The sequence below is a fragment of the Brevibacterium sp. LAARM3_SD1 genome, from assembly GCF_057364765.1.
In genome coordinates this window covers 57,547-82,352 of the sequence record NZ_JBNFOL010000017.1, presented here as the reverse complement: position 1 = coordinate 82,352, position 24,806 = coordinate 57,547, and the positions used below count along the sequence as shown (strand labels likewise).

At 64.0% G+C, this 24,806-nt stretch carries 24 protein-coding genes and 4 pseudogenes; 18 read left to right on the top strand and 10 right to left on the bottom strand.

The features are described from left to right. Positions 1 to 105: 105 nt before the first annotated feature. The 8 genes and pseudogenes from AC2W7L_RS11165 (at position 106) to AC2W7L_RS11130 (ending at position 7,852) form a co-directional block, all read left to right on the top strand. Positions 106 to 1,278 (top strand): histidinol-phosphate transaminase, encoded by a 1,173-nt coding sequence (locus AC2W7L_RS11165; protein ID WP_486004524.1) that lies wholly within the window; start codon positions 106 to 108, stop codon positions 1,276 to 1,278. After that, on the top strand, positions 1,275 to 1,871 hold the full coding sequence (gene hisB, locus AC2W7L_RS11160) for an imidazoleglycerol-phosphate dehydratase HisB (protein WP_486004523.1): 597 nt from the start codon (positions 1,275 to 1,277) through the stop codon (positions 1,869 to 1,871). The genes AC2W7L_RS11165 and hisB overlap by 4 nt, the downstream gene beginning before the upstream one ends. Beyond that, entirely contained in the window at positions 1,868 to 2,470 is a 603-nt protein-coding gene (locus AC2W7L_RS11155) for a hypothetical protein (protein WP_486004522.1), read from the top strand. Before hisB ends, AC2W7L_RS11155 begins: the two co-directional genes overlap by 4 nt. Beyond that, on the top strand, positions 2,467 to 3,099 hold the full coding sequence (gene hisH, locus AC2W7L_RS11150; RefSeq protein WP_486004521.1) for an imidazole glycerol phosphate synthase subunit HisH: 633 nt from the start codon (positions 2,467 to 2,469) through the stop codon (positions 3,097 to 3,099). Before AC2W7L_RS11155 ends, hisH begins: the two co-directional genes overlap by 4 nt. Further along, positions 2,994 to 3,937, top strand: a pseudogene (gene priA / locus AC2W7L_RS11145) (bifunctional 1-(5-phosphoribosyl)-5-((5-phosphoribosylamino)methylideneamino)imidazole-4-carboxamide isomerase/phosphoribosylanthranilate isomerase PriA). Before hisH ends, priA begins: the two are co-directional and overlap by 106 nt. Further along, on the top strand, positions 3,819 to 4,760 hold the full coding sequence (locus tag AC2W7L_RS11140) for an SseB family protein (protein WP_486004520.1): 942 nt from the start codon (positions 3,819 to 3,821) through the stop codon (positions 4,758 to 4,760). The pseudogene priA and the gene AC2W7L_RS11140 overlap by 119 nt, the downstream one beginning before the upstream one ends. Before the next feature lie 46 nt (positions 4,761 to 4,806). Then, positions 4,807 to 6,153, top strand: coding sequence for an amidohydrolase (locus tag AC2W7L_RS11135; RefSeq protein ID WP_486004519.1), 1,347 nt, complete (start codon positions 4,807 to 4,809; stop codon positions 6,151 to 6,153). Between the two features lie 49 nt (positions 6,154 to 6,202). Continuing rightward, on the top strand, positions 6,203 to 7,852 hold the full coding sequence (locus AC2W7L_RS11130) for an AbgT family transporter (protein ID WP_486004518.1): 1,650 nt from the start codon (positions 6,203 to 6,205) through the stop codon (positions 7,850 to 7,852). 596 nt (positions 7,853 to 8,448) lie between these two features. Here the strand turns inward: AC2W7L_RS11130 and AC2W7L_RS11125 are convergent. Beyond that, positions 8,449 to 8,838: pseudogene (locus tag AC2W7L_RS11125) on the bottom strand (NAD(P)H-binding protein); the annotation flags it as partial. Between the two features lie 107 nt (positions 8,839 to 8,945). Between AC2W7L_RS11125 and AC2W7L_RS11120 the strand changes: the two are divergent. The 3 genes from AC2W7L_RS11120 (at position 8,946) to AC2W7L_RS11110 (ending at position 10,600) form a co-directional block, all read left to right on the top strand. Next, complete coding sequence (locus AC2W7L_RS11120; RefSeq protein WP_486004517.1) at positions 8,946 to 9,632, top strand: TetR/AcrR family transcriptional regulator; 687 nt, start codon at positions 8,946 to 8,948, stop codon at positions 9,630 to 9,632. Positions 9,633 to 9,767: 135 nt separating this feature from the next. Then, positions 9,768 to 10,241: an SRPBCC domain-containing protein gene (locus AC2W7L_RS11115; protein ID WP_025779778.1), complete on the top strand. Its 474-nt coding sequence runs from the start codon at positions 9,768 to 9,770 to the stop codon at positions 10,239 to 10,241. Further along, positions 10,238 to 10,600, top strand: a complete 363-nt coding sequence (locus tag AC2W7L_RS11110; protein WP_486004516.1) for an ArsR/SmtB family transcription factor — start codon at positions 10,238 to 10,240, stop codon at positions 10,598 to 10,600. The genes AC2W7L_RS11115 and AC2W7L_RS11110 overlap by 4 nt, the downstream gene beginning before the upstream one ends. Before the next feature lie 159 nt (positions 10,601 to 10,759). On the opposite strand, the gene AC2W7L_RS11105 is transcribed toward AC2W7L_RS11110, so the two are convergent. Continuing rightward, positions 10,760 to 11,131 carry a DUF1844 domain-containing protein gene (locus AC2W7L_RS11105; RefSeq protein WP_039206663.1) on the bottom strand — a complete coding sequence of 124 codons (372 nt, stop codon included), beginning with the start codon at positions 11,129 to 11,131 and terminating at the stop codon, positions 10,760 to 10,762. Between the two features lie 278 nt (positions 11,132 to 11,409). On the opposite strand from AC2W7L_RS11105, the gene infC reads away from it, so the two are divergent. The 4 genes from infC (at position 11,410) to AC2W7L_RS11085 (ending at position 13,897) form a co-directional block, all read left to right on the top strand. Beyond that, the gene (gene infC / locus AC2W7L_RS11100) at positions 11,410 to 12,060 is read left to right on the top strand and encodes a translation initiation factor IF-3 (RefSeq protein WP_229664191.1); all 651 of its coding nucleotides are present in this window, start codon (positions 11,410 to 11,412) and stop codon (positions 12,058 to 12,060) included. A 100-nt stretch (positions 12,061 to 12,160) separates the two neighbouring features. Continuing rightward, positions 12,161 to 12,367: a 50S ribosomal protein L35 gene (gene rpmI, locus AC2W7L_RS11095; RefSeq protein ID WP_039206667.1), complete on the top strand. Its 207-nt coding sequence runs from the start codon at positions 12,161 to 12,163 to the stop codon at positions 12,365 to 12,367. Between the two features lie 128 nt (positions 12,368 to 12,495). After that, positions 12,496 to 12,885, top strand: a complete 390-nt coding sequence (rplT, locus tag AC2W7L_RS11090) for a 50S ribosomal protein L20 (RefSeq protein ID WP_025779787.1) — start codon at positions 12,496 to 12,498, stop codon at positions 12,883 to 12,885. 190 nt (positions 12,886 to 13,075) lie between these two features. Continuing rightward, entirely contained in the window at positions 13,076 to 13,897 is an 822-nt protein-coding gene (locus tag AC2W7L_RS11085) for a TrmH family RNA methyltransferase (protein ID WP_486004515.1), read from the top strand. Positions 13,898 to 14,696: 799 nt separating this feature from the next. Here AC2W7L_RS11085 and AC2W7L_RS11080 read toward each other — a convergent pair. The 4 genes from AC2W7L_RS11080 to AC2W7L_RS11065 form a co-directional block, all read right to left on the bottom strand. Next, positions 14,697 to 15,158 (bottom strand): MarR family winged helix-turn-helix transcriptional regulator, encoded by a 462-nt coding sequence (locus tag AC2W7L_RS11080; RefSeq protein WP_458311096.1) that lies wholly within the window; start codon positions 15,156 to 15,158, stop codon positions 14,697 to 14,699. Next, the gene (locus AC2W7L_RS11075; RefSeq protein ID WP_486004514.1) at positions 15,155 to 15,535 is read right to left on the bottom strand and encodes a hypothetical protein; all 381 of its coding nucleotides are present in this window, start codon (positions 15,533 to 15,535) and stop codon (positions 15,155 to 15,157) included. Before AC2W7L_RS11075 ends, AC2W7L_RS11080 begins: the two co-directional genes overlap by 4 nt. 72 nt (positions 15,536 to 15,607) lie before the next feature. Beyond that, on the bottom strand, positions 15,608 to 16,024 hold the full coding sequence (locus tag AC2W7L_RS11070; protein WP_486004513.1) for a VOC family protein: 417 nt from the start codon (positions 16,022 to 16,024) through the stop codon (positions 15,608 to 15,610). Positions 16,025 to 16,062: 38 nt separating this feature from the next. Then, entirely contained in the window at positions 16,063 to 16,437 is a 375-nt protein-coding gene (locus AC2W7L_RS11065; protein ID WP_486004512.1) for a hypothetical protein, read from the bottom strand. Between the two features lie 95 nt (positions 16,438 to 16,532). Between AC2W7L_RS11065 and AC2W7L_RS11060 the strand changes: the two genes are divergently transcribed. Beyond that, positions 16,533 to 17,192 carry a pentapeptide repeat-containing protein gene (locus tag AC2W7L_RS11060; protein WP_486004511.1) on the top strand — a complete coding sequence of 220 codons (660 nt, stop codon included), beginning with the start codon at positions 16,533 to 16,535 and terminating at the stop codon, positions 17,190 to 17,192. 189 nt (positions 17,193 to 17,381) lie between these two features. Here the strand turns inward: AC2W7L_RS11060 and AC2W7L_RS11055 are convergent, their stop codons facing one another. From AC2W7L_RS11055 to AC2W7L_RS11040, 4 genes are read right to left on the bottom strand one after another with little or no spacing between them, the layout of a single operon-like run. Further along, positions 17,382 to 17,687 carry a hypothetical protein gene (locus tag AC2W7L_RS11055; RefSeq protein WP_486004510.1) on the bottom strand — a complete coding sequence of 102 codons (306 nt, stop codon included), beginning with the start codon at positions 17,685 to 17,687 and terminating at the stop codon, positions 17,382 to 17,384. A gap of 54 nt (positions 17,688 to 17,741) precedes the next feature. Continuing rightward, positions 17,742 to 18,812, bottom strand: a complete 1,071-nt coding sequence (locus tag AC2W7L_RS11050; protein WP_486004509.1) for a DNA polymerase III subunit beta family protein — start codon at positions 18,810 to 18,812, stop codon at positions 17,742 to 17,744. A gap of 43 nt (positions 18,813 to 18,855) precedes the next feature. Continuing rightward, positions 18,856 to 19,269 carry a hypothetical protein gene (locus AC2W7L_RS11045; RefSeq protein WP_486004508.1) on the bottom strand — a complete coding sequence of 138 codons (414 nt, stop codon included), beginning with the start codon at positions 19,267 to 19,269 and terminating at the stop codon, positions 18,856 to 18,858. A 46-nt stretch (positions 19,270 to 19,315) separates the two neighbouring features. Further along, positions 19,316 to 20,947 carry an acetolactate synthase large subunit gene (locus AC2W7L_RS11040; protein ID WP_486004507.1) on the bottom strand — a complete coding sequence of 544 codons (1,632 nt, stop codon included), beginning with the start codon at positions 20,945 to 20,947 and terminating at the stop codon, positions 19,316 to 19,318. 181 nt (positions 20,948 to 21,128) lie between these two features. On the opposite strand from AC2W7L_RS11040, the pseudogene AC2W7L_RS11035 reads away from it, so the two are divergent. Both AC2W7L_RS11035 and pheT read left to right on the top strand, forming a co-directional pair. Further along, positions 21,129 to 22,170, top strand: a pseudogene (locus AC2W7L_RS11035) (phenylalanine--tRNA ligase subunit alpha). A gap of 1 nt (position 22,171) precedes the next feature. Continuing rightward, positions 22,172 to 24,756 (top strand): annotated as a pseudogene (gene pheT, locus AC2W7L_RS11030) (phenylalanine--tRNA ligase subunit beta). The last annotated feature ends 50 nt before the right edge of the window (positions 24,757 to 24,806 follow it).

Below are 24,806 nucleotides of genomic sequence, written 5' to 3'. Positions count from 1 at the left end.
CCGGCCGACCGGCACGCGCGCGTGACCCGTCCGATCGGTGAGCGACGGCCGATCTCGATGCCAGACCCGCCGCCGGCGCGGGAGCCTCTCGGTAGAATGATTGCCGTGGGAAACATCGACTCTCTGCCAGTGCGTTCAGACCTCGTCGGCCTCAAGCCATACGGGGCTCCGCACCTCAATGTGCCGGTCCAGCTCAACGTCAACGAGAACGCCTATCCGCTTCCGGGCGTCGTCGTCGACAGCATGCGCGCCGCCGTCGATGATCACTTCGCAGGACTCAACCGATACCCCGACCGCGAGTTCACCGCACTGCGCGAACACCTCGTCACCTACCTGAATGGTGTGAACGAACGCGCCGGAGACACCGTCGACCTCGATCCCTCCATGATCTGGGCCGCGAATGGTTCGAACGAAGTGCTCAGCCATATCGTCCAGGCGTTCGGTGGGCCGGGCCGCACCGTACTCGGGTTCACCCCTTCCTATTCGATGCATCCGCTCATCACCACGGGCACCGGCGCCGAATGGCAGCATGTCGAACGTAAAGACGACTTCACTCTCGATGCCGAGACGGTCGCCGCCGAGGTGGCTCGTGCGAATCCGGACATCGTCTTCCTGTGCACCCCGAACAATCCGACCGGCACCTCGATCGGCCTCGACGTCATCGACGCCGCCTATGACAACTGCGCAGGGATAGTCATCGTCGACGAGGCGTATGCGGAATTCTCCCGCCCCGCCAAGTCCTCGGCGATGACTCTGCTCGACGGCCGGCCCCGCCTCGTCGTCTCCCGGACCATGAGCAAGGCCTTCGCCTGTGCCGGCCTGCGCTTGGGCTACGCCATCGCCGCCCCCGAGCTCATCGACGTCCTCCGCCTCGTCCGCCTGCCCTACCACCTGTCCGAGGTCACTCAGGTGCTCGCCTGCACGGCACTCGAACACGCGGAGCTGCTGCTGGGCAACGTCGACCGACTCATCGACTCGCGCAACCGCATGTCGAGCCACCTCGCCGAGGCGGGTTTCACCGTCCACGACAGCGATTCGAACTTCGTCCTCTTCGGCAACATCGCCTCACCGGCCGAGCTGTGGCAGAAGCTGCTCGATCGCGGAATCCTCATCCGCGATATCGGCATCACCGGCCACGCCCGCGTCAACGCCGGCACCGAGGCAGAGACCGAAGCGTTCCTCAACGCCATCGACGAGATCGTCGCCGAATCCCCGGACATCCTCGCGGACCGTCCGCAGACCCCGTCATCAGCCGCCCCGACGAAAGGCACTCCATGAGGCAGGCCCAGAACTCGCGCACCACGTCCGAGTCCACGGTGTCCGTGTCCGTCAACCTTGACGGCACCGGCACCTCGAGCATCTCGACGAGCGTGCCGTTCTTCGACCATATGCTCACCGCCCTGTCGAAGCACTCGATGATCGACCTCGACATCACCGCCACCGGCGACACCCACATCGACGTCCACCACACCGTCGAAGACACCTCCATCGTGCTCGGCCAGACCCTGCGCGAAGCACTCGGCGACAAGGTCGGCATCCGCCGCTACGGCTTCGCCGCCGTGCCGCTGGACGAAGCACTGGCACAGTGCGTCGTCGACGTCTCCGGCCGTCCCTACTTCGTCCACGAAGGCGAACCCGAAGGCCAGCAGTACCACCTCATCGGCGGCCACTTCACCGGGTCGATGACTTCCCACTCGCTGGAATCCATCGCCTTCAACGCAGGACTGACCGTCCACCTCGACCTGGTGCGCGGCCGCGACCCGCACCACATCGTCGAAGCCGAGTTCAAGGCCTTCGCCCGCGCCCTTCGCGAGGCCGTCGAGACCGATCCGCGAAGCAACTCCGTTCCCAGCACCAAGGGAGTCCTGTGAGCACGACCGTCATCGTGACCCCGTTCGGGGTCGCCCAGCAGCTGGCCGCCGCCTGCGTGCTGTCGAACATCTCCGGCACCATCGTGCCGATCGGCGAATTCAGCGGAATCGTCCTCGCCGACACCGATGTCAAAGCCGGCAACGAGGCGGCCGCAGCGATCTCCAAGCTCGCCGGCAAACACGAGGTCCTCCTCCTCGTGCGCAGCGAAGAGCAGATCGACGCCGGCCATTACCGCCACGGCAGTCGCGAATCCGATGTGCCGGCCGGACTGGCGTTGAAGAACCTGCCGGATGTGCTCGAAGGACTGCTGCTCGAAACCGTTTCCGCGGACGACGTCGAAGGCAGCATCAGAACCGACTCGATGACGAAGCTGCAGGCCAGCGCCGCCACGATGAGCCCGGGCCGCGCCGCCATGGCGCGGACGGCACTGCTGTGGATCATCGCCGCCGTCCTCGCCGGACTCGTCACCGCATTCGGCATTGCCCTGGCCCTGGGCGGGAACACCGTCGCCTGGGTCGTCGCCGCGCTCGGCGTCATCGTCCTCGGATTCTCTCTGTGGAGGATCTGGTCGGTGCTGAGCAAGGGAGCGAAAAAATGACGACGGTCGCCGTCCTCGACTACGGTGCCGGCAATGTACGCTCCGCCGTGCGTGCTGTCACCGCAGCCGGTGCCGAAGTCACGCTCACGGCCGACCACGATGTCATCAACGACTCCGACGGACTGCTGGTCCCCGGCGTCGGTGCGTTCTCGGCCGTGATGGCCGGACTGGAGAACGTCGGGGGAGTCGAACTCATCCGTGCCCGACACGAACAGGGCCGACCGCTGCTCGGCATATGCGTCGGCCTGCAGGTGTTCTTCGCCCGCGGCGAGGAGCACGGAGTCAAGACCGACGGCATCGGCCTGTGGCCCGGCGCCGTCATCGGACTCGACGCCCCGGTCATCCCGCACATGGGTTGGTCGAAGGTCGATGCACCTGCAGACTCGGCCATGTTCGACGGCATCGGGGACGAACGTTTCTACTTCGTCCACTCCTATGCCGCTGCCGAACCGCCGCCGAACACGGTGGTGACGACCGCCCGCCACGGCAGCGATTTCATCGCCGCCGTCGAAGACGGCACCACCTGGGCCGCACAGTTCCATCCCGAGAAGTCCGCCGAGGCGGGTGCGAGGCTGCTGCGCAACTGGCTCGCCTCGTTCGCCGCCGACAGCAGCCCGGGCAGCGACTGACGCAGCACCGGAACCAACACCACCGACGCACTCAGCTCCTGACCGAGCACACCGACTATGGTTGCCCGCAAACCCCGTGGCACCCAGGCAGAAAGGTCACAATGACAGACAGTTCGAACAAGCTGGTCCTCCTCCCCGCCGTCGACGTCGCCGACGGCAAGGCCGTCCGCCTCGTCCAGGGCGAAGCCGGAACCGAAACTGACTACGGCTCACCCATCGATGCCGCCCAGGACTTCGAGAACCGCGGAGCCGAATGGATCCACCTCGTCGACCTCGACGCCGCCTTCGGACGCGGATCGAACTCCGACCTGCTCAACCAGGTCGTCAAGGCCGTGGGGATCAAGGTCGAACTCTCCGGCGGAATCCGTGACACCGAAAGCCTCGAACGCGCACTCGACACCGGAGCCGAGCGCGTCAACATCGGCACCGCGGCACTCGAGAACCCCGAGTGGACTGCCGAGATGATCAAGCGCTTCGGCGACCAGGTCGCCATCGGCCTCGATGTCCGCGGAACCACCCTGGCCGCCCGCGGCTGGACGAAGGACGGCGGCGACCTCTACGAAGTCCTCGCCACCCTCGAAGCAGCCGGCTGCTCCCGCTACGTCGTCACCGACGTGCGCAAGGACGGCACCCTGCAGGACCCAACGTCGAACTGCTCAAGGACCTCGCGCAGAAGACCGACTCACCGATCGTCGCCTCCGGCGGAGTCTCGAGCCTCGATGACCTGCGTGCCCTCCGTGAGCTCGTGCCCTTCGGCGTCGACTCCGCGATCGTGGGCAAGGCACTCTATGCCGGCAAGTTCACCCTGGAAGAAGCCCTCGACGTCGCAGGACGGTGAGCCGGTGAGCACGCACTCGCCCGAGCCTCACGAGCCCCGGTCCGCCGCATCTGCCGACCAAGCAGGTGACGCCCAGGCCCCGACGGATTCCGCCGGACAGGCGTGGGCGGGCCGGGACCTCAAACCCAACCCGTTCTCCGGTGACACCGGGCTGGCGGATGCGGCACTGCTGGAGGCCATGACCCAGGTCGCTCAGGCCCCCCTGGATCCCGCCGCACACCAGCAGGTCGTCGCGGCACTGTCCGGGGCCAGGCTCTACGCCCCGATCGTGCCGATGGCTCTCGACCAGGAGGTCGGAGAGAACGGGCTCATGGCCGACAACTCCTCGGAGATGGCGATGGTCCGCCTCCAAGCCGAGGACGGACGCGAGTGCACTCCAGGGTTCTCCGGAATCCCACCATTGACGGCGTGGCATTCCGACGCCCGTCCCGTGCCGATCGAATCCGAACGGCTCGTCCTCGGGGCGATCGAGGCCGAATCCCAGCTCGTCGTCCTCGACCCCGGGGCCGAGTCCTCATTCCTGCTGCGCCGCCCGGCCATGTTCGCGTTCGTGCAGTCCCAGCCCTGGACTCCGTCCTGGGCCGACGCCGAGGTGGCCGAGCGTCTGCGTGCCATCGCCGAGTCCTTCCCCTGGCTGGCTCGGATCGGTGTGAGCCCCGGCAGCAACAGTGTCCACCTCGGTGGGCCGGAGCTCGGCATCACACTCGGTGTCGACTCCGATGTGCCGCCGGAGGAAGTGCGCCGGTTCCAGGAAACTGTCGCCGGTGACGAGGACCTCGTCGCGAAGATCGACTCTCTGGCCATCCGCCTCGTCGAAGTCTGAGCGTTCCGGGCGTGTCAGATCGGCAAGGCCCCTATGCTTATGACCCATGAGCGAAATCCGTGACCTCAGCCACTCGACCGCACCGGACGACAGCTACCTCGACGAGATGGCCAGACAGACCAGGGCCCGGGCCGAGCAGGCCGCCGAGTGGGCCTCTGACTTCACCGGCGCCCCGGAGACGAACCGGTCCGGCATCGCTGCGGGCCTTAACGCAGCCGAGGGCGACCTCACGGACCTGCTCCACACCATCCATGATCTCGCCGAGACGGCCTTCGAAGAGTTCGATTCGGTCGCCGCGATCGCCTCGGTGCTGGACAATCACGGAGTCGACGTCGAGACCGGCCTCTACGGTGTGAAGACCACACTGCGGGCGACGACGGGATCCGGCCACGGTCGCACGATCGCGATCCTCGCCGAATACGATGCCCTGCCCGAGATCGGGCATGCGTGCGGGCACAACATCATCGCCACCGCCGGAGTCGGTGCGTTCCTGGCCCTCCATGCCTTATACGAGAAGGACCCCGACGCCGTGCCGGGCACCGTCGTGCTGTTGGGTACCCCAGCGGAAGAAGGTCATTCGGGCAAAGAGGTCATGGCCCGGGCCGGTGCCTTCGACGGAATCGACGCAGCCATCATGGTCCACGGCTACGGGTACGACTGCGCCGACCAGGTGTGGCTGGGACGCCGCCTGCTCAAGGTCACGTACTCAGGGGTCGCCGCCCACGCCTCGGCGCAGCCCTTCATGGGACGCAACGCCCTCGACGCGGCGAACCTCTTCTACCAGGGACTTGGCCTGATGCGGCAGCAGATGCCGCCGATCTCCCGCCTGCACGCGGTCATCACCGACGGCGGAACGAGACCGTCGATCATCACCGAAACCGCCACCGTGCAGTGCTACGTCCGCTCGAAGTTCCCCGAAACGCTCAAAGAGCTCTCCGACCGGGTCGAGGACGCGGCGAAGGGCGCCGCACTCATGACCGGAACCGGCGTCACGGTCGACTGGGACGACCACCCGCCCTCGCTGCCCGTGCGCACGAACCAGGCGCTGACCGCCCGCTGGGCCGAACACGAACAGACCCGCGGGCGCCAACCGCTTCCCGCCGGCGTCCTCGACGAATCGATCGCCGCGTCCACGGACTTCGGCAACGTCTCCTACCGGATTCCCGGCATCCATCCGCTCATCAAGACCGCCGACGCCGAGGTGGCCCTTCACACCCGTGAATTCGCCGCAGCCGCAAAGACCCCTGCCGCCGAAACCGCGGCACTCGACGGAGCCTATGGTCTTGCGTGCACCGCCCTGGACTTCCTCGCCGACGATGCCCTCGCCGCCGAGGTGACCGAAGAGTTCGCCCGCGACGGGGGAGCCATCGACGTCGAGCACTTCTTCGACTGAGATCGTCCCGCCGCACCCTGACCCGCGCCATCGAAGAGAAGGACCGCTCATGTCGACGACAGATGGGAAAGTCGGTTTCGGCCAGCGCACGCTGGACTGGATCGAACGCATCGGAAACAAGCTGCCCGAACCGTTCACACTGTTCCTCGGGCTCTTCATCATCACCGGCCTCGTCTCCACGGCCATGGCCATGGCCGATGTCACCGTGGCCATCCCCGGCGGCGACGAGACCATCGCGATCAAGGGACTGTTCACCGGGGAGGGCCTGTCGTGGCTGACCACGACGATGGGCGACAACTACATCGGGTTCCCGCCCTTGGCGACGGTGCTGCCGATTCTCCTCGCCGTCGGTGTGGCCGAGAAGTCGGGAATGCTCGCCGCGGCCGTGCGCATCGCCTTCGGCAAGAGCCCGAAGTGGCTGCTGCCCTATGCCGTCGGCTTCGTCGGGGTGGTCGGGTCGATCATGGCCGACTCGGCGTTCGTCATCATCCCGCCTTTGGCCGCGCTCGTATTCAAAGCGGCAGGACGGCATCCGATGGCCGGGCTCATCGGCGGGTTCGCCGCCACCGGAGCCGGCTATTCGACGTCGATCGTGCCCACCAGTCTCGACGCACTGTTCGCGGGCATCACCACCTCGGTGATGGATACGCTGCCGAACACCGACTACACCGCGGTCAACCCGGTGTCGAACTACTACTTCAACATCGCCTCGTCGATCGTGCTGGCGATCATCGCCGGCTTCATCATCGACCGGCTCATCGAACCGAACATGGTGCGCAAGGGTGTGCCGCGTGAGTATGCGAGCGCCTCGGGGAGCGGCCTGGCGCGGGAATACCGGGCTCCCGACAGTCCCTATGGGGACGCCTCGGCGACATCAGAGGAGCAGTCCTCGGGTGAGTCCCATGAGTCCGAGACCACCGAGATCAAGGCGGAACTCGAGCCGGAGGAGAAGAAGGGGCTGATCTGGGCGGTCGTCGCGGCGCTCGTCCTCACCGCGGTGTTCCTCGTCGCGTTTCTCCTCCCAGCCTCGCCATGGCGCAATGAGGACGGCGGATTCCTCCCGAAGTCACCGCTGCTGTCGTCGATCGTCTTCATCGTCTTCGCCTACTTCATGCTCATGGGCGTCGTCTACGGCTTCGTCGTGCGCACCGTGCGGTCGATGAACGACCTGGTGAGGATGATGAGCCAGTCGATCATCGACATGATGTCCTTCCTCATCCTCGCGTTCATCCTCGGCCAGTTCATCGCCCTGTTCAACTGGACGGGAATCGGTTCGTGGATCGCCGTCGCCGGAGCCTCGGGGCTTGAGGCGATCGGCCTGACCGGGCTCGCTGCAGTCATCGGGTTCATGCTCCTGGCCAGTGTGCTCAACCTATTCATCATCTCCGGGTCATCGATGTGGACGCTCATGGCCGCGGTGTTCGTTCCGCTCTTCGCCTTGCTCGGCTACGAACCGGCGTTCATCCAGGCCGGATTCCGCGTCGGCGACTCGGCCACCCAGGTCATCACCCCGCTCAACCCGTACATGATCGTCCTCCTCGGCCTCGTTCGCCGCTACGAACCCAATGCCGGACTGGGTACGGTGATCTCGCGGATGTTCCCGTTCGTCATCCCGTTCTGGCTGGCCTGGGCCGTGCTGCTGACGATCTGGTTCGTCTTCGACCTGCCGCTGGGTCCGGGCAACGGGATCCGGCTGTGAGGCCTCGTTCGCTCACCGAGGCTGCCGTGCAGGAGTCTCAGACGTTCCCGCGTCGAGCATCTGCCGCACGCCCTCCCGCCAATCGGTTGTGCCGACTGTTTCGGCCAAATCGCTGGAGGAGATGACGCAGGGTTCGTACCAGATCGGGGCCAGAGCGTTGAGCTCGTAGAAGGAGCGTTCGAACACTCCTGCCGCACGGGTGGCCCAGCGCGGCACCGTGGCCGGACGCTTGTGTTTCTGCCCGAGGGCATCCGCGGTGAAATCGGCGATCTCGGCCAGAGTCGGGTTCGACGCCGGGGCGATCCGCAGCTGGTGCGTCCCGCGGGGACGTCATTCAGATCCTCTGCCGCTTGGATCATGGCGGCCGCGTGGTCGGCGATGACGGTGATGCCATGCGGCACGTCCGTGCGTGCGGGCACATAGACCCGTCGACCCTGACCGATCGGGTCCGTGATGCACATGCGCACCACCGATGACCACTTCTCGGCAGTTCTGCCGAGCAGGTCCCCGGCGATGACGCTTGCACACGTCGCCGGATGGGTTTCCCGTGCTTCGACCAACCGCTGCCGAATCCGTCCCTTGTCGTCGACCGGGGCGAAAGGGGAGTCTTCGGTGATCGGGGAGTCGAGGCCGGCGAAGGCATAGACCGACTCCGGGAAGACCACAGGAATGTCGAGTTCGGCCGCCGTGTCGAGGACCGCCGCATCGAGGCGGGGGAGGATCTGCTCCCATTTGCGGCTGTCGTACGCGGCGTGGGCGCAGGCGAAGATCGCATCGACTCCGGCAGCGGCCTCGGCCAGCTGGGCGCGATCACTCGCATCGGCCTTGATGTGGGTGGGGGTGCCGGATGAGTTGCTGCCGGAGCGGGTGGCGATGCGGACGGTGACTCCGACGTCCGTGAGTCGGGCGGCGATCTCCGAACCAATCTGTCCGTTTCCGATGATGAGTGCTGTTCTCATAGCGAGTCCTTCCGATGATGTTCTCATGATTGAGAGAGCGGTGCTCTCGGAATTCAGCGTAGGCCGCATGCGTCGACAATGCAAGAGCAGTGCTCACTATTGTTATCTTTGCTCTCGGACCGTAGGGTGAAGTCATGACAGAAACGACCCCACGACAGCGAGCCCGAATCGAGACGGAAGCCCAGATCACCGCGATCGGCAACCGGATGGTCGACGACGACGGAGTCGACGGGCTGTCGCTGCGGGCGATCGCGCGAGAGCTCGGGGTCGTCTCCAGCGCGGTCTACCGCTATGTGAAGAGCCGTGATGAGCTGCTGACCATTCTCATCCGAGATGCCTTCACGCAGATCGCCGATGCCGTCGATGAAGCGCTGGCGGGGGAGCGGAGCGTGGAGGCCCTCGCGCTGACCATGCTCGAATGGTCGCGCGCGCACCCGAATCGGTGGGCGCTCATCTACGGCACCCCGATCGCTGACTATGAGGCTCCGCGAGAGGAGACCGTGGTCCCGGGAACGCGGATCATGGTCGCGCTCGCGCAGCTGGTGGCAGAGGATGATCGAGCGTCGGAACGGGCATCCGTGCCCCAGTCGGGCAAGACCGGTTCGGTGACTCAGGGTCCTGAGAGCGCACTTGCGCCGCTGCGTGCGGGCCTCGAGGAGCTCGGCCTCGACTACTCGGACGAGACCATCTTGAGAACCGTGACCATCTGGGTCGCTGTCATCGGTCTGATCAACGGTCTTCGCTTCGGCCAATTCGGTCCGGGATTCGACGAAATCGAGGGTGAACTCATGCGCGGAGTCATCGGCAGCCTCGGCGAATGAACCGCGGGGCGGGGTGGGAATCGGCGGCAGATCGATGAACGAGGGTGCAACTGAATGGTTGCACTTTGGCGGGGTGCGAGATAGAGTCGTCGCCAACGCGGCCCAGTGCCGATCTCACCGACGAGAGGAACCATCGTGACCGAGGACGACGTACCCACCACTGCGGATGATGTGCCCGACGAGATCGTCCGCAGCATCCACATCGACGCCGACGCACAAACGGTGTGGGACATCATCAGCGAACCCGGCTGGTTCATCAATGACGGCAGCTACACCGAGCATGACATCAGCTCTGAGGACGGTGTCTCTCGGGTGATTGACCCGAACGTCGGCGAATTCACCATCGGCACGGAGGAGCTCGATCCGCCTCGTCGTGCCGTCTTCCGCTGGCTCGGCGGGACGCCCGGATCATTGGACGACTTTCCCAGCAACACGATCGTTTTCACCATCGAGCCAGAGGGTCAGGGCGTCCTGCTCACCGTCCGTGAGAGTGGATTCGCCCGGCTCAGCGACGATGCCGCCGAGCGACGCCGGCGATTTGAGGAGAATGCCGAAGGCTGGGTCGAAGAGCTCGCGGTGGCGAGGGGACTCGCCGTGTCGGCGAGATGAGTTCTGCAGACGACTCCGTTCAGCACAGATTGCTGTCGGACGAGGCGGATCTCGTCTTCAAAGCGCTGGCCGACCACACGAGACGCCGCATCCTGGTTCGGCTGTCCCAGTCGCCCGATGACGCCGGCGCCGTGGCGCGTGATCTCGGGCTGAGCCGACAGGCTGTGGCCAAGCAGCTGCGGATTCTCGAGAGCGGAGGGATCGTGAGTTCGACGACCCGATCATCCCGCCGCGTGCACTCGGTGAGTCCGTCGCAGATCCGCGAAGTATCCGATCTGCTCGGTATCGTCGCCCACGGATGGGATCGTCGCCTGCGCGGCATCAAGGCGCAGGCGGAGCGAGCAGGTGAGGATCCCTGATCCGTCGACAGTGCTTCGCCTTCGAAGCCGCCTCTCAGCCGAGACGCTGCACCGGGGGGTTCGGCGGACCCGGTGGGCCATCCTCGCCGGCGAACGGCTGAACCACAGACGAAGGCGGCCCCCGACGAATGGTCGGGGGCCGCCTCGGTGACGGATGTGTCAGCGGACGGGGCCGGTGAACTTCTCTCCGGGGCCTTCGCCGGGGGCGTCGGGATATTCCGAAGCCTCGCGGAATGCCAGCTGCAGGCTGCGCAGTCCATCGCGCAGCGGGCGGGCATGGTGGTCGCCGATCACGGTGGCGGCACCGGTGACGAAGCCGGCCAGTGCGGTGATGAGCTTGCGGGCCTCGTCGAGGTCCTGGAGGTCGGCGCCACGGCCTTCGGCGGTGTCCTCGGCCAGGCCGCACTTGACGGCAGCGGCGGACATGAGGTGGACGGCGCTGGAGGTGATGACCTCGACAGCGGGGACCTCGGCGATGTCGCGCGTAACGTCGGCGATCGCCTCGGCGGGAACGGATTCTTCAGAACTCATGCCATAAGCTTGACATATAAATCAATGCGGCGATCACACCAGGGCCTCGATGTGCGAAGAGTCATGAAGCGTAGTACACTGGTAGCTGGTGCGAAGCGGAGTCTGACTCCCACCTTGATCGCGAAGAGCGATCGGGTCCGAAGATCTGTCCGTCAGGCAAAGTCTGATCGGGTCCAGATCGAGGTGTATTCACTGAACGTACGTCTACCGTACTGCTCGTGTGTGCAGGCTCCCTTGGCATGTGTCAACGGGAGCCTTTTTCGTTGTCACGACCACATTTGAGCAAAAGGAGTGAACACATCAGCGAGACGCGCATCAATGACCGGATTCGGGTTCCCGAGGTCCGGTTGGTCGGACCCAACGGTGAACAGGTCGGTATCGTTGCCATTCGCAAGGCACTCGATCTCGCCGGCGAAGCTGGCCTCGACCTCGTCGAGGTAGCCCCGCAGGCGAAGCCACCCGTAGCCAAGCTCATGGACTACGGAAAATTCAAATATGAATCTGCCCAGAAAGCCAGAGAAGCCCGGAAGAACCAGGCGAACACTGCGCTGAAGGAGATCCGCTTCCGTCTCAAGATCGACGAACACGATTACGAGACGAAGAAGGGCCACGTCACCCGCTTCCTCGAAGGCGGCGACAAGGTCAAGGTCATGATCATGTTCCGCGGACGTGAGCAGTCCCGTCCCGAGATGGGCATCAAGCTGCTCAACCGCTTGGCCGAAGATGTGTCCGACCTCGGCTCCGTCGAATCCTCACCGCGAGTCGACGGACGCAACATGGTGATGGTCATCGCCCCGCACAAGTCAAAGTCTGACGCCAAGGCGGAGGCCCGGAAGGCATCGGCAGATGCCAAGGGCAAGTCCGCTGAGGTGAAGTCCCGTCGCGATCGGGTCGCTGCAGAGAAGAACGCAGCTCGCCCGGACGCGTGAGAAATTAAGTACGTCGCGTTCCAGGTCCGTCCTGGTCTGTGCGTGTGAAGTAGTTGCCAGCGGTTGACGCGGGCAACGAATTGCAAAGGAGAACGGCACTATGCCGAAGCAGAAGACGAACAGCAGCGCCAAGAAGCGTATGCGCGTGACTGGCAGTGGCAAGATCATGCGTGAAGGCGTGAACAACCAGCACAAGTTCGAGGGCAAGTCCTCGGCTCGTAAGCGCCGCGTGTCCACCGACCAGGAACTCACCGGCGGCGACCGCGCCATGGCCCGCAAGCTTCTGGGCAAGCTCAAGGGCAGGTGAGACCCCTTTCGGGTCTTTCTTTCCCGGACAGTCTCCGGGATCTCCCACGGGCAGTCGAAAGCGGCTCCCACAGCTTGAACCAGAGTCCGGCACCGCCGGCAGATACGAACTTTCTAAAGGAGTAACACGTGGCACGTGTGAAGAGAGCGGTCAACGCTCACAAGAAGCGCCGGGTCATCCTCGACCGGGCAAGCGGCTACCGCGGACAGCGCTCGCGCCTGTACCGCAAGGCCAAAGAACAGGTCATCCACTCGCTGGTCTACAGCTACCGTGACCGTCGCAAGCGCAAGGGCGACTTCCGTCGTCTCTGGATCCAGCGCATCAACGCCGGCGCCCGCGCCAACGGTATGACCTACAACCGTTTCATCCAGGGCCTCAAGGCCGCTGGAGTCGAGGTCGACCGTCGCATGCTCGCCGAGCTCGCCGTGAACGACTCGGCCACCTTCGCGCACCTGGTCAAGGTCGCCAAGGATGCTCTTCCTGCTGACGTCAACGCAGCGAAGACCGACGCCGCCTGAGCAGCGTCTTATCTAAACTCCGGTCACTTAAGTGACTGACCGATCGCCTCGGTGATCGACGACGGCCCCGAACTGCAGGTTCGGGGCCGTCGGTCTTTTCGCTCGGACTCGCATGGTCCCCATATCAGCTCCTGTCCCTTCGGGTCCCACTTTTCCACTTCAGCATTCAACGGATCGAGAACACGGTTTCATGAAACTCCCTGACGTCATCTCCTCACCTCAGTCGAAGCGGATCAAGAATGCCGCGAAACTGCTCAAACGTCGTGATCGCAAGGCCACGGGGCAGTTCCTCGTCGAAGGTCCGCAGGCCGTCCGTGAGGCTCTGGCGCGAAAGGGCTCCGTCGTCGAGCTGTTCATCACCGAGGAGGCCGCCGAGGAGCATCCCTCGTTCGTCTCCACGGCCAAGCACGGGCGTATGCAGTGCAGCACCGTCACCCCCGAGGTGCTCACTGAGCTCGCCTCGACCGTGAACTCCCAGGGTGTCGTGGCCGTGTGCAGGGCGCTCGACGTGGAGCTGACCTCGGTGCTCGACAAGGAAGCGCAGCTCGTGGTCGTCCTGTCGCAAGTGCGCGATCCGGGCAACGCCGGCACGATCATCCGGCTGGCCGATGCCGCGGGCGCCGATGCCGTGGTGCTGACGTCGTCGTCGGTGGATGTCTACAACGACAAGACCGTGCGGTCGACCGCCGGCTCGCTCTTCCACATTCCTGTCGTCACCGGAGTCGGACTCTCGGAGGTGACCGAACTGGCCCGTGCGCGCGGCCTGCAGGTGCTCGCCGCCGACGCGAACGACGAAGCCCACGATCTTCACCATCCATGGGAGACGGGTCTGGATCTCACCGCACGGACCGCCTGGGTCTTCGGCAACGAAGCCTGGGGGATGAGCCCCGAGGATCTGGAGCTGTGCGACTCATCCGTCGCCGTCCCGATCTACGGCTCGGCCGAGAGCCTCAACCTCGGCACCGCCGCCGGAGTGTGCATCTACGAGAGTGCCCGCAACCAACGGATGTGACTGTCCTGGTGACTTCGCCGGCTCTGGGCCGGTCTTCTCGTGTTCTTTGACGAACTGCGGAACTGGTTCCGAACTTTCTCGATCTGCGATACTGTAACGGCAAGTAACCTAGTCATTGAGCAGTGGTAGTCAGGGCGGTGAGATGGGCGTGGTTGAGGCAACTAGCAGGCCGAAATCTCTGACAGCGCTGCGTATTCATCACCTCCAGGAAGCCTTCGAAACAGTGGTCTTCTTCTCAGCTGGCGCGTTCGTATTCTGGGCCATTGGTTTTGGCACTGATGCCTCGCCGTCGGTACCGCGACTGCTGATCACGGTGTCGGTACCTGTGCTACTTCTCAAAGAGTATTTAGTCTATGCCGCTGCGGTGAAGAGACTCGGCCTCATCGATGTCCCCGAAAACATCGATGGCAGGCGTGTCAACTCAAGCGGAGTGACCTTGTCATTGGCCAGGTGGGCGACTAGTCGACTGTAAACGACAAGGCGGTGCGCTCGACTGCCGGCTCGCTCTTCCGCAACCCCGTTGTCACTGAACTCGAACCCACCGCGCTACGTCGATCTTCGGTAACGAAGCATGGGTGATCAGCGTCGGAGTCTTGGAACTGTGCGACTCGTCGGTTGCCGTTCCCATCTACGGATCTGCGGGGGTGCCTCACACTCGGCACCGTTGCTGCCGTGTGCATCTATGAGAGTGCTCGCAACCAGCGGATTCGAGGACTAAGCATATGCAGACTGAACGTTAGTGAAGCTGCCCGGAGCTAAAACACTGGTGACCGCTTGCCAGCGCCGTTGCTCACGCCGTTTAGCTTACTGGCGTTGACCCGACCCATGATTCCATTTCGTAGGAGCGCTCGATCAGGTCGGTCATTGCCTGCTGGAAGTCACGGCGCTTCTTGTCGTTCCAGTCGCTGGTCAGCTCGGTGAACACTTCCTCCTGCCAGCGATGTGCCTGTTTCAGCATCGACCGGCCGGCAGGGGTGAGTGATGCTTCGCGTCGACGGCCGTCTGTTGAGGATGCAGCCACTATGAGATACCCGGCTTCAATGGCATTCTTGATCAACCGTGACGCGCCGCTTTGGTCGATTCCGATCTCTTGTGCGATCGAATTCACCGTTGCCGGAGTTGTGCGCATTTCCAGTGCAGAGACTGCTTCGCAAGCGATCACCAGCCGGCCCTGCTCACCGCCGGTGTCGGCTCCGACGGACCGGCGTGACCAATGCCTGACGAAATGAAACAGAGCCTGTCCGGGACCAGGTCTTGTCATTCGGTTGCCGCCATCTCGCGGCAGATGTAGGCCAGTTCGAGAGCTGATTTCAGGTCCGGCAGCCTGAGCGCGGCGGTGATCTTTCCTGCGTCTGCGCGGAATACCGTCGCTACCCTCGTGGATTCCACGCTCGCGGGCCAGGTAGCGTCCTCTTCGACTACCATCAATCGCGCACTGACAGGATGCCAAGATCGTGGAACTAGCCTGATTCCCGAGCGCTCCACCCACGCTGCAAACTGTGCAGGCGTGATTGGGCCGGCGCCCTTCGGTCCGAGTACAACGACCGGATCGCCAACCGCTCGTGCAGAACGCTGCAAGTCGCCGGCATTGACGCTCGCGTGCCACTCATTGATCGCTTCTTCGAGATTGGGTTCCATGATGGCAATTATATGTGATTCGCATAGATATTGGCGAGGCAGAGTGCGACTGCGATTTTTGCCTCACGGCGACTAGTCGGCCACAGCAGCCTTTGCGGTCTGTTCGTTGGCGACGAGCTCCCAGATGTATCCGTCCGGGTCAGCGAAGTAACCCATGTACGAACCATCAACGTCCTGACCAGAGTCGGCTGATCCGCCGGCGGCGACAGCACGATCGAGGGTCTCATCGATCTCGGCTTTAGTGGCGAAGGCGCACGAGATGATGCTGGCTCCTGGAACCGGATTCTTCGAACCGGGCTGACCGGAGAGCTCGAGGTACTGACCGTATTCGTCTGCGGTGATGAAGAAGATGGAGAGGTTCGGCAGTTCGAAGGCGACGATGCCGTCCTCCACACCGTCGGTTTCGAGGCCGAGCCCATCGGCGTAGAAGTTCGCGGTGGCCTGCGGGTCGGCAACGGGCAATGACAGGATCGTTGTCAGTGGGTTCATGCCTGCAGTCTAGTGGGGGAGACGTCGATCAATCGTTCCTATGGCAAGAAGGTCCACATTCCGCCGAACACAACGATGATCAGGAACGTGACGAGTACGCAGAATCCTGCAGACATGAGTCCTCGGACCCACAATGAAGATTGCGGTCGGAGCTGCTTGAGCACCGAGGGTGCGATCAGTGAGGTAGCCGCCCAGCCAAAGACCACAAGATACCCGAGGAAGATTCCGTTCCAGCCGAAGAACAGATCGCTGAAGTCATTGCAGGCCTCCTCGTACTCACCGCAGGGAAAGAACTGTAGGTGAACTTGGCGGATCCCGAAATAGACGAGCGAAAGCAGGGCGCCAGCTGTTAATGAAATCGCGTAAGGGCCGCCTTTGTCATTATCGGAGGGCTGTCGTAGCTGTGGATCCATGCGCCGGACTGTAGCAAGGGAAGTTTTCGCCAAAGTGAATCGGCACGAGTCCAGCGAATCCTGGTCGTGTCACACGATGCGGTTAGGGTGACACCATGGCCACCGACACTCCCCGCCCATCGAAAATCAGCCTCGGCGAGCTTGCCCAGTGCTACCTCGGCGATATTGGTCCAGAGGACTTCCTCGAAGGGATGGAGTTCATCGACCTCAATCTCGCCGAGGCGGCCGCCACTCAAGCAACATTCCTCGACTGCCGATTGTCGAACGTCAATTTCGGCGATGTCGACGCGCCGGTCGATCTCACCGGAGCGAGGTTCTCCGGCACGGCTATCACGGACTGCCGCGCCGACACTTGGAACATGCCCCGTGGCAATCTGCTGCACACTGAGATCTCTGGAACTCGGATCGGTGCCGGCGTTGTCTACGACAGCGTGTGGGAGAAGGTGCGATTCACCAACTGCCGTATCTCCTACCTCAACCTGCGTGGGTCGAAGCTCACCGATGTCGAGTTCCGCGACTGCAAGATCGACGAGATCGACCTCGCCCGAGCGAAGGTCAGCCGGGTCGCATTTCCGGGAAGTAACGTCGGCGTTTTCCAGTGCGAAGGCGCCACGCTCGGCAACGTCGATATCCGGGGACTGGAACCGCACAAGATCTCCGGCGTGCACTCTCTGCGCGGAGCGACCATCGACGACACCCAGCTCATGCTCTTTGCCGAACTCTTCGCCTCAGAACTCGGCATCACCGTGGAGTGAGGAGGGCCCGAAGCCGGTCGTTCTACGAACCGCCGGGCGCCGAGTCGCGGCGAGCGGTATCGCGCAGGTCGATGGCAGCACCTACTTCCTCGATCGCGGTGCGGATCATTCGTCCATAACCATCGTCGGGCAATGCGACACTGCGTTCTTCGGCGCGAGAGATGTGCTCCTGTGCGGCATCGAATGCACTCAGCCGACGGAGGTTGTCGGCGATATTGAGGTGGAGGCTGGGATAAAGCCGGCGACCTGAAGCGACTGGTGATGTGCCTGCGCGCGTTCATCACTGAGCGAAGCAGCGGCGTCGAGAGCTCGAATGTCCCAGATGAGTGCCTCGGCTGGGTGATCGTAGAGATCGGCGAGATAGTGCGCAAGTGTGCAGCGATGGAAGGGATCGCCGGAGGGGCCGACCTCCTGCCAGAGGTCGGCTAGCTGGCGCCGAGCCGTGTCCACGTCACCTGCTCTCCCGAGTTCGACGGCTCGGCCGATCGTCTCCATCGTCGGATCTGGTGCGGCTGGTGTAGAGGTCATGGTGGTCTGTTCCTGTCTGTATCAGTGGGCGGGCGCCTGGCACGGCATGATGATGGTGGTGAAGTCTCCGTCATCAGCTGAGCGCAGGATGACGGGTTGATCCGACGCAGAGACGTCGAGGATGAGATCGTTTCCGAGCGCATTGGTCATCGCCGGATGCAGTGTCGTGAGTTCGAACCACAGAGTCAGCTCAGAGTCATCACCCGTGCCTTCGAGATCGGGGACGTCATCAGGAGCCAGAACCTGTATCCCGCTCGAGGTGAGTCGCAAACCGAGCTTTTCCAGCGGCCGCTGTTCCATCGTCCGCAACAGCTGCCTGCGGTCGACCATGCAGCGGTGGATTGCTGACGGTAGGGACTCTAAGAAGTCGGAAGTGTCCGGAAAAGGCTCTTCTATCAACGTGCACTGGCACACGGTGCCATCTTCGAGCACGACGCGCAGGAAGCCGTCGCCTGCAGCGAGAGTCATTGTCGGGCTTCTGCGGATCACTGAAACGGTGTTCCGAAGGGTAGCGCCTGATACGGTGCCTGCCCACGTCGTTCCTGCAGACCGGCTCGGCACCAGGGTACGACTGGTGAATCGGTAGCGGTCCGTCGCCGCCAATGTGAGCGCGTCCGGTTCGACGCAGAGGCGAACACCGTTGAGGACGGGGAAGCTGGGATCGTCGGTGGTAGTCGCCAGAAGCTGGTCGACTGCTGCGGCGAAGATGGGCCCTGGAAGAGCGCACAACGATGCCGAAGCCTTCGATTGCAATGACTCGGTGAGCCGTGCGGCCACCTGCTGCGATCGCGCGTTTTCAGCCGAGACCCTGCGCATATGGTCATTCAGCAGCCGCAGCGATTCCGCAGAATCGGACGCAGCTTCGGCCGCGAAGAACCGAGAGACATCGGACAGCGGCATTCCGAGCTCACGAAGCTCCCTTAGTCGCTGTGCCGTGACTACCTGTTCCTCACTGTAGAAGCGATATCCGGTCTGGGCGTCGACGTGGTCAGGGCGGAGGATGCCGGCATCGTCGTAGAATCGCAGCGCGCTCGCCGTCAGACCCACTATTCGGGCGAAGGCGCCGATCGGCATCAAGTCAGAATCAGTCACTCGAACATTGTCCGGTCTCAACCGACTTGAAGGTCAACCCCTGTCACTTGTCGTCCAACCCTTCGGGACTATCCGGGGGAGTGAAGTAGGTCCTGCGCAGGTACGGCATCGCTCCACCGCAGATCGCAGCGATGACGATCGCGGTGATTGCCACGTCGATGACATCTGTTCTGCCGACCAACAGCGATGGCAGAACGAACCCGCCCACCAGCGAGCACAGCAGCACAACTCCCAACGGAACGCTGCCGATGAAGCTCCTGACCTCGAGCCTGACACCGCGCGCCCGAAACACAGACCAGACCACGATCGCCGAGGCTGCCGCCACCCCGAACATGGCCCAGAGCAGTGAATCGATCGGCCGGTCCCGCAGGAGTGCCTTGACGATCTCGCCGAGGGATCCCCACGCGCACAGCGTGGAGATCCCTAGCAGAATCGTGAAGAGCCGTGACCGTACCAATTGACCTACTGGCCGATCAGGGTCGGAAGCACCAAAAGACAGCGCTTCACCGCTTCCCCAACTCGTCGATGAGCACGCGCTTGTTCTCCGAGTAGTCGATCGGCACGACTACGACGTGCACTCCTCCGGACTCGAACGCATCCTCCAGGGCATCGCTGATGTTGTCGACATCATCGACGCGGGTGCCGGTGGCCCCATACGACTCCGCGTACTTGACGAAGTCGGGGTTGCCGTAGGTCAGCCCGAAGTCGGGGAATCCGTCCGCGGCCTGCTTCCAGCGGATCATGCCGTAGGCGTTGTCCTCGAGGATGACCACGACGAGGTCCAGACCGAGTCTGACAGCGGTCTCCAATTCCTGGCTGTTCATCATGAACCCACCGTCGCCGACCACGGCCATGACACGACGCTCCGGGTAGGTCAGCTTCGCCCCGATCGCCGAGGGCAGCCCGGCTCCCATCGTCGCCAGTGCATTGTCGAGTAGCAGGGTGTTCGCCCTGGTCGTGCGGTAGTTGCGGGCGAACCAGATCTTGTACATGCCGTTGTCCAGGGCCACGATCCCATCGGTCGGGACCACGTCGCGGACCTCTTGGACGATCCGCTGTGGGATGAACCGTTCCTCATCGGCTCCCTCGTGGATCTTGATGAGGATCTCATCGCGCATCGGCAGGAGCGCCTCGGCGGTGGGTACGGGACCGCCGAGCACCTCGGCGAGCTTGTCCAGGGACGGCGCCAGGTCTCCGATGACCTCGAACTGCGGGAAATACACCTGCTCGACGATGGCGGGACGGTACCCGATGTGGACGACGGTCGGCCCGGTCTCATCCATCGTGAACGGCGGCTTCTCGGTCGTATCGTGACCGATGGTGACGATGACGTCGGCCGCATCGATCGCGTCGTGGACATAGTCACCGGAGGTCAGGGCCGCCGTGCCCATGTACAGATCCGACGACCCCGACACCGATCCCTTGCCCATCTGCGTGGTGACGTAGGGGATGCGCATCTCGGCGACGAAACGCGACAGAGCCTCACCGCACGAGGCCCGGGACGCATCCGCACCGAGCATGAGCAGCGGGTGCTTCGCCTCCTTGATGACGTTCGCGGCGTTCGCGATCGCCGTGTCCCCAGCGACGGGCCGACTGTTCGTATGCGGTTCGATGAGCTCGAACCCGTCGACCGGCATCCCCGCGATGTCCTCGGGCAGTTCGAGGTGCACCGGTCCCGGACGCTCGGCCTGAGCGGCGCGGAACGCCTCCCGGACCATCGTCGGAATCATCGCCGCCGAGCTGATCTGCTTGCTCACCTTCGTCAGCGGATCCATCGTCGCCACCGTGTTGACCATCTGGAACGCCGCCTGCTCGGCCGTGCGGATGCCCTTCTGGCCGGTGATCATGATGACCGGCATCCCGCCGAGGTGGGCGTACGCGGCCCCGGTCGCCAGGTTGAGCGCGCCGGGCCCCAAAGTCGTAAGCACGACCCCGGGCTTGCCGGTCAGCCGACCGTAGGTGGCGGCCATGAACGCGGCCGCCTGCTCATGCCGGGTGAGGATGAGTTCGATCGATGAGTTCCGCAGGGATTCGACGAAGTCGAGGTTCTCCTCGCCGGGAAGGCCGAAGATCCGCTCGACGCCTTCGTTCTCCAGGGCTCTGACCATGACATCTGATGCACGTTGTGTCGTCATGTGCCCGACACTACGCTTTTGTCGGCTCGAACCCTATGACCGACCGCACACAACCGGCACCGAGGCGGCCCACCCACCCAGCGGACGCCGCCCCAGATCCCGGCAGGGGAAGCGATAGACTGGCAGGCGAAGAGAAACGACGTCCCCGCAGCTACGGGCAAGTACGGACAAAAGGACATTGATGACAGACCAACTCGACCCCTTGGACGAGTCGGCCGTGAAGCAGGCCGTCGACGCGGCACTGAAGGCTTTTGCGGATTCGACGACTCTCGACGAGCTCAAGCAGGCGAAGATCGACCACACCGGCGACAAAGCCCCTCTGGCGCTCGCCAACCGAGCCATCGGCTCACTCGACAAGGCCGATAAGGCCGCCGCCGGCAAGATCGTCGGCAAGTCCAGGGGAGCGGTCAAGCAGGCCCACGACGCACGTCTGGCAGAGCTCGAAGCCGAACGCGATGCGGCCGTGCTCATCGAAGAGGCCATCGACGTCACCCTGCCCACCGACCGTCGCCGCCTCGGCGCTCGCCACCCGCTGAGCCTCATCCAGGAACAGGCCGCGGACTACTTCGTCGGCCTCGGCTGGGAGGTCGCCGAAGGTCCCGAGATCGAATCCGAGTGGCTGAACTTCGATGCGCTCAACTTCGGGCCCGACCATCCGGCTCGACAGATGCAGGACACGTTCTTCGTCGACCCACCCGAGCGGCCTCGTCCTGCGCACCCACACTTCACCGGTGCAGTCGCGTTCCTTGCTTGAGCGCGGTGTGCCGCTCTACGTGGTGTGTCCGGGCAAGACCTTCCGCACCGATGAGCTCGATGCCACGCACACTCCGGTCTTCCACCAGATCGAAGGCATCGCCATCGACAAGGGGCTGACCATGGCCAACCTGCAGGGCACCCTCGACGGATTCGCCCGCGAGATGTTCGGCCCCGAGTCGAAGACCCGTCTGCGCCCGAGCTTTTTCCCGTTCACCGAACCGAGCGCGGAGATGGACTTCTGGTTCCCCAACAAGGTCGGCGGCCCCGGCTGGATCGAATGGGGCGGCTGCGGAATGGTCCACCCCAACGTGCTGCGCGCCGCCGGCATCGACCCCGACGTCTACCAGGGCTTCGCCTTCGGCATGGGCATCGAGCGCACCCTGATGCTGCGCGAGGGAATCAACGATATGCACGACATGGTCGAAGGCGATGTGCGCTTCTCGGCCCGTTTCGGAATGAAGGCTTGATATGCGCGTCCCACTGAACTGGCTGGCCGACTACGTCGATCTCCCAGCCGAGACCGATCCCCATGCCCTCGCCGCCGAATTCGCGTCCATCGGACTCGAGGAAGAGGACTTCTTCGGACCCGAGATCACCGGGCCCCTCGTCGTCGGTCGCGTGCTCGAACTCGTCAAGGAAGAGCACTCCAACGGCAAGACCGTCAACTGGTGCCGCGTCGACGTCGGCCCCGAACACAACGAGGATCTCGACGATCCGAAGGACCCGCAGCCCGGCGAGGAGCGCCCGAGCCGCGGCATCATCTGCGGTGCGCACAACTTCGTGCCCGGCGACCTCATCGTCGCCTGCCTGCCCGGAGCCGTCCTGCCCGGTGACTTCAAGATCGCTGCTCGCAAGACCTACGGTCACAAGTCCGATGGCATGATCTGCTCAGCCAAGGAACTCGGCCTCGGCGAGGACCACGACGGCATCATCGTCCTGACTGACCTCGGCCTGACCGGTGAGCCCGGCGATGATGCGATCCGGCTGCTCGGCCTCGATCAGGTGACCCTCGACGTCAACGTCACCCCCGACCGCGGCTACCAGCTGTCGATGCGCGGCATCGGACGCGAATATGCGCAGATGAAGGGGCAGAAGTTCACCGATATCGGATCCGCCGAGGTGGCTCCCACCAACGCTGCCACCGACGATGGATTCCCGGTTGCGATCGAGGACAACAACCCCATCAACGAGGTGGCCGGTTGTGATCAGTTCACCGCGCTGCAGGTCACCGGTCTGGATCCTCAGGCGAAGACTCCGTTCTGGATGCAGCGTCGCCTGCAGCAGGCGGGAATGCGTCCGATCAGTCTGACCGTGGATGTCACGAACTACGTCATGCTCGAACTCGGCCAGCCTCTGCACGCCTACGACACTGCGCTGCTCGGTGACGAAATCGTCGTCCGCCGTGCGAGTGCGGGGGAGAAGTTCACGACCCTCGACGATGTCGAGCGCACGCTCGATGCCGAGGATCTGCTCATCACCGACCGCGGTGCTGGTGCTTCTGGCAAGGGTGGAAAGATCATCGGCCTGGCCGGAGTCATGGGCGGCGCCGACGTCGAGGTTCACTCGGGAACGACCGACGTCGTCATCGAGGCCGCACACTTCGACCCGATCTCCATTGCCCGCAGCTCACGTCGTCACAAACTGTCCTCTGAGGCCTCGCGTCGCTTCGAACGCGGCGTCGACCCGAGGCTCGGGCCTGTGGCCGCACGTCGGTGCGCGGACCTGCTCGTCGAACTCGGCGGCGGAACGCTCAGCCCTGCGACCACGCAGGTCGGGCAGGCTCCCGAGCCGACCGTCATCGAACTTCCGGTCGAGCGCGTCGCCTCGCTCGTCGGAGTCGAGTACACGACCGCCGAGGTGACCGGACTGCTCGAAGGCATCGGCGCGACCATCGATGTCATCGGCAAGGACCGTCTGGCCGTGACCGTGCCCAGTTGGCGCACGGACATCACCGACGCTGTCGACCTCATCGAGGAAGTCGCCCGTACCGGCGGCTACGACCGCATCCCATCCATCCAGCCTGCCGCCAGGGCAGGCAAGGGACTGACAGTGGCGCAGAAGACCCGCCGTCGGATCTCGAACCTGCTGGCCGCCGACGGGTTCACCGAGGTGCTGTCGTACCCGTTCACGAACGAAAAACGGGACGATCAGCTGCGGCTCGAGGCCGATGATGTGCGTCGCAAGCACGTGCGCCTGGCCAACCCGATGTCCGAAGACCTGCCGCTCATGCGCACCAACCTGCTCTCGACGCTGGTCGACCTCGTGGTTCGCAACCAGGGCCGCGGAGCGAAGGACGTCGCACTCTTCGAGGCCGGACTCGTGTCCACCTCTGCCGGTCTGCCTGAGGGCCCCGGGCCGCGTCACCTGCCCGGATACCACCCCACCGAGGCGGAACTCGAGAAGATCTACGCCTCGGTGCCGCACCAGCCCTACCACTACGCGGGCATCATCTCCGGCAATGCCGAGATGCCCGGCGTCTGGGGCAAGGGCCGTAAGGCCGAGGCGACGGATGTCATCGACACGGTCCGCCGGATCGCTGAAACGAACGGCCTCGAGGTCACCGTCGAAGCCGACCAGATCGCTCCCTGGCACCCGGGACGGGCCGCGAAGTTTATCCTCGCTGACGGTCAGACTCTCGGCCATGCCGGTGAGCTGCACCCGAAGGTGTGCGAGAACCTTGGCCTTCCGGCACGGACGGTCGGATTCGAGATCGATCTTGACGCATTGCTGGCTCAGGAGGATCTGCGCGCCTGGGACGGTGCGCTGTCGACGTACCCTGTGTCGCGTCAGGATGTGGCGCTCATCGTCGATGCTGAGCTGCGACGCAGACTCTGGCTGCGACGCTGCGCGAAGGTGCAGGGGAGGAGCTCGAACTGCTCGAGACCTTCGACCTCTACACCGGCGACCAGTTGCCCGAGGGCAAGAAGTCGCTGGCGTTCCGCCTGACCTTCCGCGCCCCGGATCGTACGCTCAAGGCCGATGAGGCCTCGGCGATGCGTGAAGCGGCGACGAAATTGGCCGCCGAGCGTCACGGCGCTGAAGTCCGCAGCTGAGAACAGTGCGTAACAGAGCCCGGTCGACCGTTACAGTGGTTCGACCGGGT